We start from the raw sequence: 16,894 nt of genomic DNA, 5'->3' as shown, positions 1-16,894 counted from the left end.
CATGACCTAGGTCATCGGACCGGATTGCCTAGCGGCTCAACCCACCATGCAAGTTTGGCTGATCCAGCGATGCAAACCCGTAGTGGCGCAGCCAACGCAGGTCGCTATCGAAGAACGCGCGCAAATCGGGGATGCCGTATTTCAGCATCGCGATCCGGTCGATTCCCATACCAAACGCGAAGCCTTGGTACACTGCCGGATCGATCCCGCCCGCTTGCAGCACTTTTGGGTGCACCATGCCGGAGCCAAGAATTTCGAGCCAATCGTCACCTTCACCGATCTTCAGCGTGCCGCCTTCCCAGGAACAGCGGATGTCGACCTCGGCGCTGGGTTCGGTGAAGGGGAAGTGTGACGCGCGGAAGCGAAGCTCTACGCCGCCTTCAACCTCGAAGAACGCGCGGCAGAATTCCTCCAGCACCCATTTCAGGTTCGCCATGGAGATGTCGGTGTCGATGGCCAGGCCTTCGACCTGATGGAACATCGGCGTGTGGGTCTGGTCATAATCCGCGCGGTACACACCGCCCGGACAGATCACGCGCAGCGGCGCGCCCATCTTCTCCATGGACCGGATTTGCACAGGGCTGGTGTGCGTTCGCAGAACGTGGGGATTGCCCGCCTCGTCCTTGGTCTTCATGTAGAACGTGTCCATCTCGGCGCGCGCCGGGTGGTGGCCGGGGATGTTCAACGCGTCAAAGACGTACCAATCGGTCTCGACGCGCGGCCCTTCGGCCACGGAAAACCCCATATCGGCAAAGATCGCCGTGATTTCTTCGGTCACCTGGCTGATTGGATGGATCGATCCCGCCGGGCGACCACGCGATGGCAGCGTCACATCCAGCCACTCGGTCGCAAGACGTTCCTCAAGCGCGGCATCGGCCATCGCCGCCTTGCGCGCTGCAAGTGCCGAGTTGATTTCATTCTTCAGCGCGTTCAGCGCCGGGCCCGCAACCTGCCGTTCTTCCGGGGTCATCTTGCCCAGTTCACGCATCTTGAGGCTGATTTCGCCCTTTTTACCCACGGCCTGCACACGCAGGTCCTCAAGCGCAGCCTCGTCAGCCACATCCTTGATCAGGGTCAGATACTTCTCGCGCAGATCGTCCATTGACGCATCTCCTTGGGCCGGGCTCATTGATCGGGTGTCGCGATACCGCGATGCTCGACAGGTAGCAAGCCGGTCAGGCAGCCTGTTTGCGCCGTCTGCGCTTGCGCGCGGCCATGTTCAACGCCTCGACCAAAGCGGCAAAGGCCATGGCAGAATAGATATATCCCTTTGGCACATGCCGTCCAAAGCCGTCGGCAATCAGGACCATTCCAATCATCAGCAAGAACGCTAGGGCCAGCATCACAACCGATGGATTGGCCTGAACAAACCGCATAACCGGCCCCGCCGCGATCAGCATCATCGTGACAGCGATCACGACAGCGGCAACCATGATCGGCAGCTCATCCGTCATCCCGACTGCGGTCAGGATCGAGTCAATCGAGAACACGAGGTCCAGAAGCACGATCTGCACCACCGCCCCAGCAAAGGTGGCCTCCGCAACCGTTGAAACACCATTGGCCCCTTCTTCCTCGGGTTCCAGCTTGTGCCGGATCTCCTTGACCGCCTTGTAGGTCAGAAACAGACCGCCCACGATCAGGATGATGTCGCGCCAAGAAAACTGCGTCTCAAACGTGGGTTCGCCATGGTCACCGGGTGGGCCTGTGATACCCAGATCGATGACCGGGGCGGTCAGCCCGACGATCCACGCAATCCCTGCCAACATCGCCAATCGCAGCACAAGCGCGAGACCGATCCCGATCTTGCGGGTCAGGTCCTGCTGGTGCTCCGGCACCTTGGCGGCAACGATGGAAATGAAGATCAGGTTGTCGATCCCCAGCACGATCTCAAGCGTGACGAGCGCCAGAAACGCGGCCCAGGCATTGGGGTCGGTCAAAAGCTCTAGCATACTTAATCACCCTTCTAGCGACCGCAAATTGCGTCATTTGAGCAAAGCCTAGTCCAGCGCCTATCAGCGCAAAAGCCCGGAAAGCATGGTCATCTCTAATTGGCGCGCAGGTTTCCGCCAGAGCGCGCTCACAAATGCCCAGCCGGCTTTACCCAAGCGCCATTAACCTTGATAGACACCCACAAAAGCAATCGGAGGCAGGTCAGTGCAACGGATTATCTTGCTGGGTCTCGTCATTGCGGTCCTTGCCAGCTGCGGACGCAAAGAGCGGGAAGACACCGTCACGGTCGACGCCGTGCGTGCGCAATTTGGCTTTGCCTCTGACGTTGTGCCGATTTGCGGAAGCGACAGCATTCTCGGGAAACGCATCCCCGATGTTGGACAGGCCTCGCCCAATCCCGGCTGTGGATTTAACGACGCCGTTCGCGTTTACGCCGTTTCGGGTATCGAGCTTAGCCCGCCTGCACGGATGCAATGCCGCACGGCGCGCATCACCAATAGCTGGGCACGAAACCATATTCAGCCCGAAGCCATCAGCCGCGGCGACGCCATCGTCACGGCCCATGTGGCTGCCGATTATTCCTGCCGGACACGCAATCACAAAAAGGGTGCGCGCCTGTCCGAACACGCCAAGGGCACCGCCATAGACATCAAGGCGTTCACCTTCGCCAGTGGCAAACGTCTGAGCGTGCTCGACAACTGGCGCGGAGAAGGCGGTCGGATGATGCAGGCTCTCTTCCGCGCGTCGTGCCGTATTTGGCACACCGCCATCGGACCCGAGGGTGATCGCTATCACCTTGACCATTTCCATTTCGACGCCGCACGCGCCTATGGACCCGGCGGGTATTGCAGATAGGCCCGGCGCTCTAGTTTGCGGAGCGGGCAACCATCATACGGCTGACATCCAGCATCCGGCAGGCAAAACCCCATTCGTTGTCATACCACGCCAGCACCCGCACCCAGCCCGCTGCATTCACCCGGATTTCCGGCAAGGCGACGATAGACGTCTCAGGGCGCGCGCGGACATCCGAGGACACCAGCGGCTGATCTGTCCAGCCAATGGCGGGCCCGGTCTCGGCGGCGGCCTTCACAAGCCGTACCACATCTGCCTCGGTCACTGCTGTCTTGGGCTGAAACACCAGATCAATCGCCGAAACGCTGGCTGTCGGAACGCGGATAGACGCGCCCGTCATGCGTTCCGCGAGCCCCGGCAAAACCTGCCCCAACGCCTCGGTCGCCGAGGTAGAGGTCGGAACCATCGATAGCGCAGCAGCGCGCCCGCGCTCCCATTTGGCACCCGGGCGGTCAATGGTTGGTTGGCTGTTCGTGTAACAATGGATCGTGGTGAAATGGCCGGTTTCGATGCCGACAACGCGCTCGAACATGCTGAGCAGGACCGCCGTGGCATTCGTTGTACAGGATCCCATCGACACGAGGTCCGCTTGGCCAAGCGCGTCTTCGTTCGAGCCAAGCACGATGACAGGGCCGCTCCCTTCCAAAGGCCCTGAAATCAGGACCGGCCCGACATTTGCGTGTCGCCATGCCTCTGCAGCTTCGAATGTCTTGAACTGACCAGAGCAATCCAGTGTGATGTCGGCCGCGCGTGGGTCCAAACCGGTACCGGCCTCTTGGGTCAGAGGAATGACGTGCGACCCGATCTTTAACTGGCCATCAGCATAGCGGACGGGCACGCCCAGCGGCCCAAAGGTGCTGTCATATTCCAGAAGGTAAGCGAGGTTTTCAGGGTCCGCCGGATCATTCAGCGCAACCACGTCGAAGCCGTCAAAGCCGCGCGCGATCAGCGCCCGCAGCACGCTGCGACCGATGCGACCCAAACCGTTGATTGCAATGCGCATAGGTTCTTTTTCCTCACTCCGTTGCCGGTAGGCCTATCTCGCAAAGCGCGCACATCAAGGCTGCGGCGCTACTTTGATACAATTTTCGGAGGTCAGATTTGCCAGTTTCCACGCAATCCATAGGCTGCCATAGTCTCAAAACGCCTAAGGACATCACCGACCATGCGCCTGTTACTGTTTATCTTGTGTCTCTTTGTAGGAACGTCTGTTCAAGCACATGACGCACGCATCCAGGTGATTGGAGACAGCACCTTTGCCTGGAATGGCGGGCTGATGGCGCTGCGTTTGCAGTCGGCCTTGGGCACCGAAGTTGACGACAACTCGATCTCCGGCGCGCGCGTGACGGCCGCAGGCTTTTTGACACGTCTCTTGCGCGCCGATGTTCAAGGACAGGCAGACCCGGCGGGGCGTGACTGGATCGTCATGACAGGCGGCGCGAATGACCTTGGCTCGGAATGTGGGTGCACGGCCTGCGCGACCACGCTTGAGGATTTGATCTCGGCGGATGCGCGGCGCGGCGAAATCATGGACATTATTCGCAAGGCGCGCAGCGCAGGAGCGCGCGTCATCTATGCCATTTATTATGACGCGCCGCGGGGTGGCGGGCCATTTTCAGCATGCACGCCCGCTTTCAACGAGCTTGCGACGCGGATTACACGCGCCGCGAACCAGACCGATGGTCTCTTTGTCGTGGACATGGGTGATGTCATGAACCCTGATAACCCAAAGGATTACGATTCTGATCGGGTGCATCCGGGGCCACAGGCCAGCGCCCGCATTGCCGAATTAATCGCCGCCACGATCCGCGCGGCAGAGCGCTAATCGCGGAACGCCTGATCTTTGACGCGGATGACAGGCTGGGTCAGGTAGGCAAGAACGGTCTTGGGCTCTGACAACATGTCCACCTGAGCAACCATGCCGGGGATAATCTCAAGATCTTCGCCCACGGCATCGGTCAGCCGGTTCAAAATCCGGATATCCACGATGAAAACGCGGCTTTCCCCGTCGGGTGCCGTGACCGTATCCGCGCCGATGCGGATCACCTCACCGTCCAGAGCGCCGTAGCGGGATGCATCATAGGCCGTCAGCCGCACCTTGACGGGTTGGTCAGGACGAATAAAGGCGATGTCCTCGGGCGCGACATAAGCCTCTGCGGTCAACGTGTCGCCCAAGGGCACGATCTCGACCACGGTCTGACCTTGCTGGGCCACACCACCAATCGTCCCGAACAAGACCTGATTGACGACACCTCTGGTCGGCGCCCGAATTTCCGAGCGCTGCACCCGCGCTTCCAGTGCGGGAATACGGGCGTTCAACGCCTGAAGCGCCGCGCGTGTCGCAGTCAGTTCCTGATGGGCTGTCGACAGATACTCTTGGCGCGCCGCTTCAGCCTGATCTTCAAGCTCAGCCATCGAGGCGCGCGCTGCGGCAATGCCGGACGTCGCTTCAAGTTTGCGGCCCGCTTGCTCGGCCAATTGGCGACGGAGGGAAATCAGGGCCAGAGGGCTTTCAATCCGTTCATTCACCAACGGTTCGACTACCGCCAATTCCTCAAGCAACAGAGCCTCATTCCGCTCTGCAGTGGACAGCGTAGCCTCGGCCGATGCGATATCGGACAGGCGCATTTCACGCCGCGTGCTCAGCACCTGCAATTCGGCATCGAGACGCCGTTTGAGCGCTGAAAAGAGCTGCGCTTCGGTCGCCGCCAAAAGGTCGGTGGTGTCGCCGCCGCCGGTGGGCGGCACGTATTCCGTCCCTTCTATCTGCGCCAAAAGCCGCTCTTGCCGGATCGTCAGCGCCGCAGCTTCGGTGCGGGCCTCGTTCAACTGCGCGCGAAGCAGCGTCGGGTCCAGCCTAAGAAGGATATCTCCGGCTTCGACAAGATCACCGCTTGAAACAAGGATATCGGTGATCGTCCCGCTTTCAGCGGCTTGTACGACCTGCAATTCCTGACTGGGAACAATACGCGCATCTGCGCGGGTGACGTCGTCGATTTCGGTCAGATGCGCCCAAATGCCGATGGTCAGGATCAGCACAAAGATCGTGATCAGCAGCAGCACCCCCGCCCGCGAGGGGCGGCCATGAATGTCATCTGCGATCCGTCTGAAATCCGTGCGTGCCATCTTATGCCACCGATGCCGACCGAGGTTTGGACGGACGCTTCAGCATCTGTTCCTTCGGCCCGTCATAGGCCACGCGGCCACGTTCCAGGATGATCACGCGATCCACGAGTTTCAAAAGGCTTGTCCGGTGTGTCACCAAAACAAGCGTGCGGGCGTCATCCGCGCCCAGATAGGTGTCGAGGTTCGAAATCACGCGCGCTTCGGTGCGGACATCCATCGCCGCCGTCGGCTCGTCCAGAACGAGTACGTTGGGATCGCCAATCAGCGCACGAGCCAGCGAGATGCACTGTCGCTGGCCACCGGATATGCCCTGCCCGCCCTCGCGCAGAGTCAGATCATAGCCATGCGGGTGCCGCGCGACGATTTCATCGACGCAGGCCAACTGAGCCTTTTCCAGAACTTCGGTATCGGCCACGCCATACCGGCCCGCCACGATGTTTTCGCGAACCGTCCCGGAAAACAGCCACGGTTCCTGAAGCACAGCACCGATGTTGCGGATGCGGTCCGCCGGATCAATCGCGCGCGCATCCAGCCCATCCAAGAGGACACGCCCTCCGGTGGGTTCCGCCAAGCCCAGCAGCATCCGCGCCACGGTGCTTTTGCCCGAGCCGACAGGCCCCATGATCGCCACACGCTCACCCGGTTGAATCGCGATGGACAGATCACTCAGCACATCCCCAATCTCGTCCGAATAGGCGAACGAGGCGTCCTCCAGTTCGATCTTCCCGCTCAGTTTGGCCAAGGGCAGATAGCGTTTCCCGACCTCGCGTTCCGTGCGTGTTTCCATCACCTCATTGATTTGGCGATAGGCGATGATGGCCTGCGTTGCGCGCGTCATCACAGAACTGACCTGCGCCAGAGGAGCCAGTGTTTTGCCCGTCAGGATCACGCAGGCAATCAATGCCCCCATCGACACCTGCCCTGCCGACACAAGGAAAACACCATAGAATACGATCAGGACCTGACAGGCTTGCTGAATGAATGTGGTCAGGTTAATGGTCGATTGCGCGACGCGGCGGCCTTTGCCGGCATTGTCAGCCTGCGTTTTGACAGCAGCGTTCCAACGCGACCGCACCAGGGATTCGGCCCCGACAGATTTCAGCGTATCCATACCGGTCAGAGTTTCCACCAAGACGCCCTGTTTCGACTGACCATCATGCGAGCTGTTCAACATATGCCGCCGCATCAACGGCTGCGCGATCAACGCGATGGCCAAGACGACAGGCACTGCGATTGCCGGGATCAGATAAAGTGGTCCGCCAATCATCCAGATCACAAGGATAAACAGCGCCACGAATGGGAGATCGACCAGCGCCACCATCGAAGCAGAGGTGAAAAATTCGCGTACCACCTCGAAATCCTTCATCACCGAAGTCATGTGGCCGACGGATTTGTTCCGTGCTGCCATCTTCATCGACAACACATGCTGAAATAGCTTTTCTGCCATCCTCTGATCCGCGCGACGTCCGGCGCTGTCGATAAAGGCGCTGCGCAGAGATTTCACAAGAAAATCAAAGCCCAAGGCAATACCCACACCGGCCACCAAGGCGAACAGACTGTCAATCGCCTCGTTCGGCAGTATCCGGTCGTAGACGACCATTGTGAAAATCGATGTTGTCAGGCCCAGCACGTTGGCAATCGCCGCCGCTAGGATGACCTGAAGGTAAATGCCCTTCAGATTCCGGAAAGACGACCAGAACCAGTGCCCCCCCTTGGCCTCGTCCGTGTCACCCCCTGTGCGTGCAAGCCCCGGGCGCACGCGCAACCCGTAGCGAATGCGCCTTGGCTTCAAATCCTGCAGGGTCATGACCCTTGGGGCGTTTGTCTCTGGGTCGAGAACCGAGAAACGCCCTGCATCCTCGCGGGCGAGGATCAAAAGCGGCGCGCCTGCCTTGTCAAAGACAAGCATTGGCAACAGGGCCGGGTCCAACTTGCCCAAAGCCAACTTGCCGTAATCCGCCACGAACCCCGCATGTTCCAGCGCGGCGACGGCATCGGTGACCTCGTAGGTTCCCGGCTTTCCGGCAAACACCCGATCAAGGTCGGCATCACTGAGCGGATGACCCAGCCGATCTGTCAAGGCGCGCAAGGCGTAGCGCAATTCCGCGCCGGGTGTTGAGGTGTCCTGCTGCGCTTCGGGCGTCATCGCTCACCACCAATCAGCATCGGGGTCGGCGCAAAGCTTGGTGCGACAGGCAAGACGACACCGACAGCCGTCAGGATGTCGCCCGTGATTGCAAGTATCGCGTATTCGGCACGCGCCGTGTCAGCGCGCAGATCAATCAGCGAGACCTGCGTTTCATTGATCGACCGCTGCGCATCAAGAATGGCAATGAGCGAACCAGACCCCAATTGGAATTGCCCGCGCGCAGCCTCAAGGGCGTCGCGGTTCACGCGCACCGCCTTTTGCGCGGCGGCAAGGCGTGACGCTGTATCAGACACCTCTGCCAAGGCGGAGGTCAGCGCGCGGCGCAGATCACGACGCAGCCCTTCCTGAGCGGCGCGACTTTGGGCAAGGTCTGCCTCAGCCCCGGCGACCGACGCCTGCAGTTGCCCCCCCTGATAGACGGGCACATCCACACCAACGCGCGCCTGCACGTCATCTTCGAAATTGCCGACGCCAAAGTCGCTTTCCAAGATCGCCGATACGCGCGGACGTCCCTGCGCGCGGGCAAGTTCCACCGACCGCTCCTGCGCAGCGACCTGATTGACCTGCGCGCGCAATCGCGGGCTGCCTGCCAAGGCCGCGTCGACATTGGTGTTGCGCAAGCGCGGTGCTTTGGGAACGGACGGCAAACGCGCCGGAGCAGGCAAGCCAAAAAGATCTGTCCAGAGCGCTTCTGCCTCGCGCAAATCGGCTGCGGCTTCTAGCTGCGCAGAGGTTGCCTGCGCAACGCGTCCTTCGCCCGCCAACAGATCAGCAGATGACCCCGCGCCCACGTCAAACCGGCGCTGTAGGTCTGAGACGATGTCCTGCACCGCAGCCACGTTGCGGCGCGCCTGATCCACCCGCGCCCGGGCCTGCGTCAAGGCGATAATTGCATCAACACCCGCGTAGGTTTGCGTTGCCATTTCCGCCAGTTGGCTTTCATAGGCCTGATCTGCGCCAAGCTTGGCAATCGCGATCTGCTCACGGCTTGCCCCGCCATCATAAAGCAGCTGCGTAATGCGGCCGACAGGAACAACATCTCCGCCAGAGTTGGCGGAGACACCCAATGACACCTGCGGCTGCCAAGCAGCTTGCCGCGCGCCGACCTGCACGCGTGCAGCCGTCAATGCCGCTGCCTGAGCCAACGTCGTCGGCGCCCGCGCCGTCCCGTCGCGCACCACAGCCGCAAATGGCGTGGCCGAGATTGTCCCTGTCAAACGGTTCGGGGTGGCGGTCACACTGGCAACTTCAGTGATCGGCGCAACGCTTGTCGATGTCGCGGCAACGGCCGACGCTTGGTCCGTCTTTGAAACGTCTTTCTGCGACGCATCCGGCACGGTCATACACCCCGCCAGTACAAGCAGGATCACAAGACTTGGGCTCATCAGGAGCCGGGTCACCATCATCTAGGCTCCGCTGCGGCTGTATCGTCATCCGCCATAGCAGAGAGCACAGCATCCAGGAACCCGCCGGCCTCAGCCTCTTCGGCGTCTGTTGCGGTCGTGCCAGCCTTCGGTGTCATATCAAGTCTGCGCAAGTGAACGCGCGCCACTTCCATAGCGTGGGCCAGCCGCAAGGCCCCTGTGCGATGCAGCGATTGCAAAGCCTCAGCGCTTAAGTCGCGCATCGCTTTACCGTTGATCAAAAGGGTCTGCGGTTGCAACTCCGACAACGGTAACAGCAGGCCTGCATGATCCAGCTGACGCACCAGAACCAATGCGCGATCATAGTCGGCACAGGCCCGCTCGAATTCCGACGCGATCTTTTGTGTTGCGGGTGCAAGCTTTCCATCGGGTCCAAAGAAAGCATGACCGTCTGCACGGATCGCGTCTGGCGCGTCATGGAGCGCGAGCCGCCATTCCGGCAGTTGATCATCAGGCGCGCCGTCCGGACGCCCCCTGAGAACCGTGAACGGATAAAACCTGAGGGCAAAGGGCTGATGCGCCAATTCACTCGATTGCCAACGCGCACGTCCGGCAGCGCCAAGCAGCGCGCGCAACTGTAGCGTGCCGTTTGCAGGTCGATAGACGATCATCGGCAACGCGGCAGCGGTCGGATAGGCCTCATGCGCCCCTACAGGTACAGAGCCTAGCGCGGTTAGCGCATCCTCCGGCCCCGGGGAAACCCAGCCCAGAGCGCGATGCGTCCGGGCTGAGAGAACTGTTGGTTTCTTCATGTTGGCCATCACAAGGCCATCCCTGAATGTTCGACTGCCTGCCGACCCACCTTAGGCGAAATCGGGCGCGTCAGGCGTGTCTTCGATGTACTGCATGAACTCGTAGGTCGTGATGTCATCGATGTTGTTCAGGCTCATGTCTGTCAGATGTGCATGAATGTCTTGCAATTGACCCCGTGCGTTTTCATCCACGATGAACGATGCAACCGTACCGTTGCCCTGCCCATCCTGAACAAGAACGAAGCCAAACTCGCCAATTTGATCCTGATCGAAGGTGATGACGCTTGGATCATTCAGAGCCGCGTCCAAATCAGCAAGGCTGTTTACATCGCCCTGGGTGAACCCAACAAACTGCATGTCGTAACCATCTTGGCTTTCGATAACGAACAAGTCACCGCCATCATCCTCGCTACTCCCGACGCGGAAGCCCTGTACATCAATGATCTCGGAGGCGTTAGTCCCGTCCGTGTCGATAATGATATAGGTGTCCGCCGAAGTGATCGGATTAATGATGACTGTATCGCCACCTTCTTCGACCGAAATGATGTTGAAGCCATCGTGGTTTTCGCCAGCAAACACCGTATCATCGCTGCCGCCTGTGAAGATGTAGGTCGTTACGCCGTCAATGGCGATGTCATCCTCTGGGCCAGAACCCACGATAACCACAGCACGTCCACTGTCGCCAAACGCTGTGCCGCTAGCGGTGATTGTTCCGTCATTGTCGATGGCGCTATCAATCAGTTCGATGACGTCTCTGCCCGCCATGTCCATGTTAGTCACCTCAGCAAGCTGCTGCGGAGGTTCGACACTCACTATGGAGAAGGACATCGACTCGATGGTGCTGTTGGCACCAGGATCGAGATCGCCTGTCAGGCTTAGACTGACGTCAAAATTCGTACCAATGAAGGAGTATTCATAGGACTCCCCTTGGTAATCGAATGACAGGACAAAGTTTGTTCCGGCAGAGTCCTCTGAAACGCCATTAAACGTGCCGTCGATCAAAGGCCGGAACAGATCCACCGGCTGGTTCAGTGTCACCAGAACCGAGTCAGATGGCGGCGGCGTGTAGTTGAACCGAACACCGTTGTTCCCGCCATTTCCGTTATCATCTGAGAACAGCGCCAGAACGTCCTCTTGCGTGAAGCCGACCAACGTCAAAGAGTTGTCATCGTCGATACCAATCGTCACGGCGGCTTGACCGTTGACGGTGGTGTCCGTGATCGTCACTTGCGACGGATCGTCGACTTCGAACGGGCCATTGCCGTCCAGATCGTCACCCTCAGCTGGGTTGAAGTCCATGATGATGTCATGGCCTTGCTCAAGCACGAAGCGGTCGGCACCGGCACCGCCGGTATAGATGTCGTCGCCATCGTCCCCTTCGAGGATGTCGTCACCTGCACCGCCGGTCAGAGTGTCATCACCATCGCGACCGCGGAAGCGAACGCCGTCGTCGCCTGCGATCATGGTGTCATTCTGCTGGCTGCCACGGAACTCTTCAAAGTTCGACACAGTCGCGGTGAAGGCTTCGCCATCATAGGTGCCTGTGACAGTCTGTGTGGTGCCGGAAAGATCGACGGTCACGCTGCCGAAGTCATCCCAGTCCGTGCGGAAGATGTCGTAGCCGTCGCCGCCATCGGCAACGTCATTGCCACCGCGACCCACAACGCGCTCATCCCGGTCCGACCCAGTGAAGGTGTCATCGCCCTCCGTCAGGACAACGGACAATTCAAAGTCGTCATTTTCCCCGGTGATCGAGATATCAATTTCGCTTGTCTCGGTCTCATCGCCGCGCTCGCGCGTGGCTGTGGCCTCGCCATCAGCGAGGTTCAGGTCAATGCTTTCGGCACGGCCAAAACTCAGTTCCAGGTAACCAGCGCCTACCGTAATATTGTAGCTGTCGCTACCACCACCCCATCGCAGAACGGTTTCGGTGAAAGACGTTTCGCTCATGGTCAAATTGACGGTGTCATCACCCCGGCCATCGACGATCGTCAACTGCCCATCACCGTCCGCATGCAATGCAGCACCCAGTAGGTTGATGATGGTGTCAGAGCCGAATACGTCGCTTTCGACGGTGCCCGTGTTGGCGGCATAGTCGAGCTCAAACGTGAACGAGCCGTCAAGATCACCATAGTTGATGATCTGACGATTTGACCCGGTCAGACCGGTGTAATCAAAGGTGTCATCCCCGAAGCCCGCAAAGAATTCGTCCTCACGGTCGTTCGCAGAGCCAAGGAACGTATCGTCGCCCAGACCGCTGCGGAACGTGTCGTCGCCATCGGTCCCGGTAAAGGTCTGTTTTTCGATCTCATTGACAATGTTGATGTCGTTTATGTCTTCCAGCGTCAGATCGTTGAACGACAGCGAGTGAATCGTGCCGTCTTCTTCCTCAATCCAGAAGTTGACGCCAGAATAAGGACCATTGTCATCCTCGCCGGAGTATTCCGACACATTTGCCGTCGCAAACAGCGCCAGCATTTCGTCCGAGAATTCGAGCTTGTCTTTGGACGTGTCGAAGTCGTCGATGTGCAAACGTCCGCCACGCCACACCACGGTGTCTTCACCGTCGCCGGTCCGCACGCCCACATTTTCATCACGACCGGTTTCAAGCGCAGACGTGAACCTGTCGTCACCATCGCCCATGTCGATCCAGCGGCGGCCGCTGACGGTATCTTCGACAGTGATATCGTCATCGAAGCCGGTACCATTCACTTCTTCGAAGCCGGAAATCGTGTCGGTGTCGCCAAAACCATCGGTCGCGGTCCCGGTTTGCAAGTTGACCGTCACACCGCTGGTGCCGCCTTCACGCTCATCTCGCGAATAGTCCAGCATGTCGTTGGTGCCGGTACCGCCGGTCAGCGTGTCGTTCCCGGCCAGCCCTGAAATCTGCGAGAAGTCATCGCCATTGTTGACCCCGACGATCGTATCGTCGAATGCAGAGCCTCGCGCGAGTTCGACATTGCTGATCGTGTCTGTGAAGGATCCGTTCGTCGCGGTGCCTGCTTCCAGGTTGACGTTGACGCCGTTTGCGGCGTCTTCATAGGACACCTGATCTTCGCCGCTTGCCCCACCATCAATGGTGTTGTTGCCTTCGGTCACGATGATATAGTCGCGCCCCCCGCCACCGTTGACGGTATCATCGCCCGCGCCGGCGAAAATGATGTCATTCCCGCCAAGGCCATTGATGACGTCAGCATTCGGGCTGCCAGCCAGGTAATCACGGTCTTCAGAGCCGTTGACCACGCGCGCGTAGTCATCAAGCATGTTGTACCAGGCATTCAGGTTGGAATCCTCACGAACAGACGTCGCGATGGACACCAGATCCTCGACCGCCAGCAGCAAACCGTCGATGGTCAAAATTGTGCCGCCTGCGGTGTCGAGAGGCGTCAACGTCGCCTCGGTCGCGCCTGTCAGCGTGACACTGGTGATCACGCCGCCCAGTGGATCAACGCTGATATCCGTGCCTGTAAAGACAAGCGTTGTGCCGTCCGAACCGGTGTAAGTCAGTGTCGTTGATGTTGCGTCAGGCGTATCATCGCCAAAGGCGCTGTTTAGACCACCATCAAGGAAATATGCCTCGTCGGTGAAATCGCTACCGAACATGTTGAGCGCCTCACCCACCGTCATGGTGACGGTCAGTTGATCCAGTTCTTCGACCGTAACGGAAGACGTGGCCGCGTCGCCCTCGTTGCCCAGCGCGTCAGTCGCAGTGGCTGTGACGGTGGCTGTGCCCGCATCAGGAATATCGCTGCGTGCGAAGACAGCCTCAAAATTCCCATCCTCGTCTGCGGTCACGGTTTGGCTTGCATCGCCAAAACCGACCACCACCGAGGCGCCGGCTTCTGTGGTGCCTGTAATGGATACGCTATCCAGAAGCTCTGCTCCCGAAATCGTGTCGTCACCGGACACTGTATTCAGCGTGACCGCAGGACCGGTCGTGTCGATTTCAACCGAACCGCCGTCAACCGGGTCCGTGAAGGTCGTTGTCCCTGCAAACGCAGCTGCGACTTCGACGTCAAAGGTGCCGTCCGTGTCGAAATCAGACAGATCGATATCGATCGACCAAACGCCCGCAGCCGACGGGGCATCAGCATCCGTGGTCGGCGATGCCGTGTTTTCGGTCACTACGGTGGTATAGACCACGTCGGCGATCGTGACGCGGACCGTGCTACCGACTTTACCGGTGCCCGAAATCGTGACGGTGCCTTCATCACCACCCAGCAGAGCATCCAGCTCGGAATTCACCGTCGGCACCAATGGGACAACTGCGTCCACTGCATCGCCCACGTTGATATCACCGACATCGCCATCTTCAGTGCCTTCGACAAGGTCACCTTGGACAACCTCTTGGACATCCGTAATGCCCTGCAGGTCTTCGGCATCGCCGATCAGTTCGTTCGCGTCTTGCACAGCGCCCGCCGCTGCATCTGCCAGGTCCGCGTCCAGACCCGCTGCAAGCAACGCGTCTTCAATCGCCTGTTCGTCGGTCAACGCGTCAGCGCCATCTTCCAGCAGGCTGTTCACCAGCGACGATGCCACGCTGCTGGATGCGGCTTGATCATCCTCCGAGCCACCGGCGGCCACGTTGATGACCGCAGCGATCTGAGCAGCAAGTTGCAAGGCTTCCAAATCGCCGCCTTCTGCCAATTCGACAGGATCAAGATCAAGAATATCCTGACCATCAAGGCCCAGCGCCGTTGCCACCTCTGCAGCTGCGTCTTCGGCGGAAACAGGCGTGCCTGCCGCTTCGCGTTCTTCAATCAACGCCTGAACAAGGGTCGTGATCGGTGTCAAAACCGTTGCATCGGCTGGGCCGGTCAGGACGCCTGTAAATGTCTCGCCGGTGCTGCGGTCGATACCGCCAATCGAAATCAGCTGCGCATCAGGTGCAGATGGATCAAGGGCCAGCGACCACTCGCCGTTTTGGTCAGTCGTGGTGCTGAATTCACCTTCGTCCAGTTGGCCGTTGCCGTTGGCATCGCGGAAAACGGTGGCGCCCACGAGGTATCCATCAACCACGGTGCCCGCCGGAACCGGCGCGGCGGACCCGCCACCTGACCCACCGTCATCACCGCCACCGCCGCCGCCACCAGCGGCTGCGAGCGCAAGACCCCCGGCACCAAGGCCCGCGAGCATAGCCGACGAAGGACCGGCGGCAACAGCACCGGCACCGGTCGCAGCAAGGCCTTCTGCAATCGCAGCCGAAACAAGGACCGTGCCATCAGCTGCAATGGTTACGGCTTCCGCGGGCAGAGAATATTGCTGGCCATTGTCCATGGTCACCAACACGGTCCCATCCGCTTGGACGGCAACGGATGCAACCCCCTCGACACCGGCGACACTGACCGGTCCTGATGCCGCCTGGGCAGCGGCGCCTTCTGCGGACAGAAGCACAAGGACAAAGGCCGTTGTCCCGGCAGCCATGGCCATCTTATTGGCTTTGGCGAGGCTCCGAAGCGCCTTGCGGCGCGCACCTTCGCCGCGCGGCAGGCTTACCGGCAATGCCCCCTGCAAAGCGCGTGCTGACGCGTCACCTGCCAAACTCTTGGACTGGACCACCTGGGGCCACGCCGCAGGAGAAGACAGAGAATCAAGGGAATGTGCAAAATCGCGAGCCATTTAAGACGCCTTTCGGTAAATCTACTTTGATGTTTGATAGGCGATAAGTGACGTAACGCAAACGATGATTTGTTGTGAAAAACAGAAAAATAGCGCCGACACCCCCCATTTGGGGCGTATGCCGGAAACAGTCTTGCCAGCAATGGTTGCGCCAAACGCCAGCTGCTCAATTCCAATCAAAGCCAGCGTGAAGTGACATTGGCGCGCAGACTATGCGCCAATGCCCAACTGCGCGTTCTAGATTAAAGGCCGCGACACCAGTTTTGCCGCATCCACGCCTGCCTCGGCCTCAAGCCGCCCGAAGTCATGAATGGCAAGCCGTTGCTCTGTCCAGGTGACAATCTGATCATCGCGCAAGGCGCTAAGTGTCTTGTTCGTGTGAACAAGCGACAGGCCCAAAGCGTCAGCTAGGTCCTGCTGTCGATAGGGAAAAGGCACAGAATTGCCATCCCCCAATCCGACGGCGGCCAAGCGATGATAGAAACGGTGCAACGCCCATGCAATCCGTACGCGCGCCTGCATTTGTCCGACGGCGGTCAATGCTTCACCGAGGAAGACTTCTTCTACCGCGGCAACCCGGGTCAGGTCGTACGCGCGGGTGGGATTCGAACTAAAGAGAGACCACAATTCAGACCGGTTGAATGTACAAAGACGCATGTCACTTGTTGCTTCAACAGAGTGATCCATTTCGCCCATGACACCCGCCTGAAGGCCGATGAAATCGCCCGGCATCACAAACCCGATCACTTGGCGACGCCCGTCTTCCAGCGTCCGATGACGCAGCCCCATGCCTTCGAGGCAGGTAAACAAATGCGTCGACGACTGCCCCTGTGCCATAATTTCAGTGCCCGGCTGCGCTTCAAGCTCTCCAGTCTTGAAACCCTCCATAAAGGCCACCTCGGACGCAGACATCTCTGCGAAGAAGTCCATTTTACGAAGAGGGCAGTCGCTGCATTTTGTCGACATTAATGCTGTCTCCTATGTCATAGTTTAATTCGCGTCGCATGTTTCTGTGTCAGAGC

The 16,894-nt window shown here is 59.4% G+C and carries 11 protein-coding genes; 2 read left to right on the top strand and 9 right to left on the bottom strand.

Features of this window, described 5'->3' with window-relative positions:
• Positions 1-28: 28 nt before the first annotated feature.
• Positions 29-1,102, bottom strand: coding sequence for a phenylalanine--tRNA ligase subunit alpha (pheS, locus tag FE702_RS14920; RefSeq protein WP_147127122.1), 1,074 nt, complete (start codon positions 1,100-1,102; stop codon positions 29-31).
• A gap of 73 nt (positions 1,103-1,175) precedes the next feature.
• Positions 1,176-1,949, bottom strand: coding sequence for a TerC family protein (locus FE702_RS14915; RefSeq protein WP_147127121.1), 774 nt, complete (start codon positions 1,947-1,949; stop codon positions 1,176-1,178).
• Positions 1,950-2,154: 205 nt separating this feature from the next.
• On the opposite strand from FE702_RS14915, the gene FE702_RS14910 reads away from it, so the two are divergent.
• Positions 2,155-2,805 carry an extensin-like domain-containing protein gene (locus FE702_RS14910; RefSeq protein WP_186827109.1) on the top strand — a complete coding sequence of 217 codons (651 nt, stop codon included), beginning with the start codon at positions 2,155-2,157 and terminating at the stop codon, positions 2,803-2,805.
• 10 nt (positions 2,806-2,815) lie between these two features.
• Here the strand turns inward: FE702_RS14910 and FE702_RS14905 are convergent, their stop codons facing one another.
• Positions 2,816-3,805, bottom strand: coding sequence for a type I glyceraldehyde-3-phosphate dehydrogenase (locus tag FE702_RS14905; RefSeq protein ID WP_147127119.1), 990 nt, complete (start codon positions 3,803-3,805; stop codon positions 2,816-2,818).
• Positions 3,806-3,967: 162 nt separating this feature from the next.
• Between FE702_RS14905 and FE702_RS14900 the strand changes: the two genes are divergently transcribed.
• A complete protein-coding gene (locus tag FE702_RS14900; RefSeq protein WP_147127118.1) occupies positions 3,968-4,627 on the top strand; it encodes an SGNH/GDSL hydrolase family protein in 660 nt (219 codons plus the stop codon).
• Here the strand turns inward: FE702_RS14900 and FE702_RS14895 are convergent.
• The 6 genes from FE702_RS14895 to FE702_RS14870 all read right to left on the bottom strand — a co-directional run bounded on the left by FE702_RS14895 (position 4,624) and on the right by FE702_RS14870 (position 16,838).
• A complete protein-coding gene (locus FE702_RS14895; protein WP_147127117.1) occupies positions 4,624-5,928 on the bottom strand; it encodes an HlyD family type I secretion periplasmic adaptor subunit in 1,305 nt (434 codons plus the stop codon). The genes FE702_RS14900 and FE702_RS14895 overlap by 4 nt on opposite strands.
• 1 nt (position 5,929) lies before the next feature.
• Positions 5,930-8,074 (bottom strand): type I secretion system permease/ATPase, encoded by a 2,145-nt coding sequence (locus FE702_RS14890; RefSeq protein ID WP_147127116.1) that lies wholly within the window; start codon positions 8,072-8,074, stop codon positions 5,930-5,932.
• On the bottom strand, positions 8,071-9,480 hold the full coding sequence (locus tag FE702_RS14885) for a TolC family protein (protein WP_186827108.1): 1,410 nt from the start codon (positions 9,478-9,480) through the stop codon (positions 8,071-8,073). The genes FE702_RS14890 and FE702_RS14885 overlap by 4 nt, the downstream gene beginning before the upstream one ends.
• Positions 9,480-10,253, bottom strand: a complete 774-nt coding sequence (locus FE702_RS14880) for a SapC family protein (RefSeq protein ID WP_186827107.1) — start codon at positions 10,251-10,253, stop codon at positions 9,480-9,482. The genes FE702_RS14885 and FE702_RS14880 overlap by 1 nt, the downstream gene beginning before the upstream one ends.
• Positions 10,254-10,304: 51 nt before the next feature.
• Entirely contained in the window at positions 10,305-15,812 is a 5,508-nt protein-coding gene (locus FE702_RS18950) for a beta strand repeat-containing protein (protein WP_147127113.1), read from the bottom strand.
• A 297-nt stretch (positions 15,813-16,109) separates the two neighbouring features.
• Positions 16,110-16,838 carry a Crp/Fnr family transcriptional regulator gene (locus tag FE702_RS14870; RefSeq protein ID WP_147127112.1) on the bottom strand — a complete coding sequence of 243 codons (729 nt, stop codon included), beginning with the start codon at positions 16,836-16,838 and terminating at the stop codon, positions 16,110-16,112.
• Between the last annotated feature and the right edge of the window lie 56 nt (positions 16,839-16,894).

This window comes from Shimia ponticola, from assembly GCF_007995215.1.
Taxonomy (GTDB): Bacteria; Pseudomonadota; Alphaproteobacteria; order Rhodobacterales; family Rhodobacteraceae; genus Shimia_B; species Shimia_B ponticola.
This window is presented reverse-complemented; position numbering and strand designations above follow the sequence as displayed.

Bases quoted from the DNA above. Each gene is read 5' to 3' on its own strand.
- pheS (WP_147127122.1), bottom strand. From the start codon at position 1,102: ATGGACGATCTGCGCGAGAAGTATCTGACCCTGATCAAGGATGTGGCT.
- FE702_RS14915 (WP_147127121.1), bottom strand. From the start codon at position 1,949: ATGCTAGAGCTTTTGACCGACCCCAATGCCTGGGCCGCGTTTCTGGCG.
- FE702_RS14905 (WP_147127119.1), bottom strand. From the start codon at position 3,805: ATGCGCATTGCAATCAACGGTTTGGGTCGCATCGGTCGCAGCGTGCTG.
- FE702_RS14900 (WP_147127118.1), top strand. From the start codon at position 3,968: ATGCGCCTGTTACTGTTTATCTTGTGTCTCTTTGTAGGAACGTCTGTT.
- FE702_RS14895 (WP_147127117.1), bottom strand. From the start codon at position 5,928: ATGGCACGCACGGATTTCAGACGGATCGCAGATGACATTCATGGCCGC.
- FE702_RS14890 (WP_147127116.1), bottom strand. From the start codon at position 8,074: ATGACGCCCGAAGCGCAGCAGGACACCTCAACACCCGGCGCGGAATTG.
- FE702_RS14885 (WP_186827108.1), bottom strand. From the start codon at position 9,480: ATGGTGACCCGGCTCCTGATGAGCCCAAGTCTTGTGATCCTGCTTGTA.
- FE702_RS14880 (WP_186827107.1), bottom strand. From the start codon at position 10,253: ATGAAGAAACCAACAGTTCTCTCAGCCCGGACGCATCGCGCTCTGGGC.
- FE702_RS14870 (WP_147127112.1), bottom strand. From the start codon at position 16,838: ATGTCGACAAAATGCAGCGACTGCCCTCTTCGTAAAATGGACTTCTTC.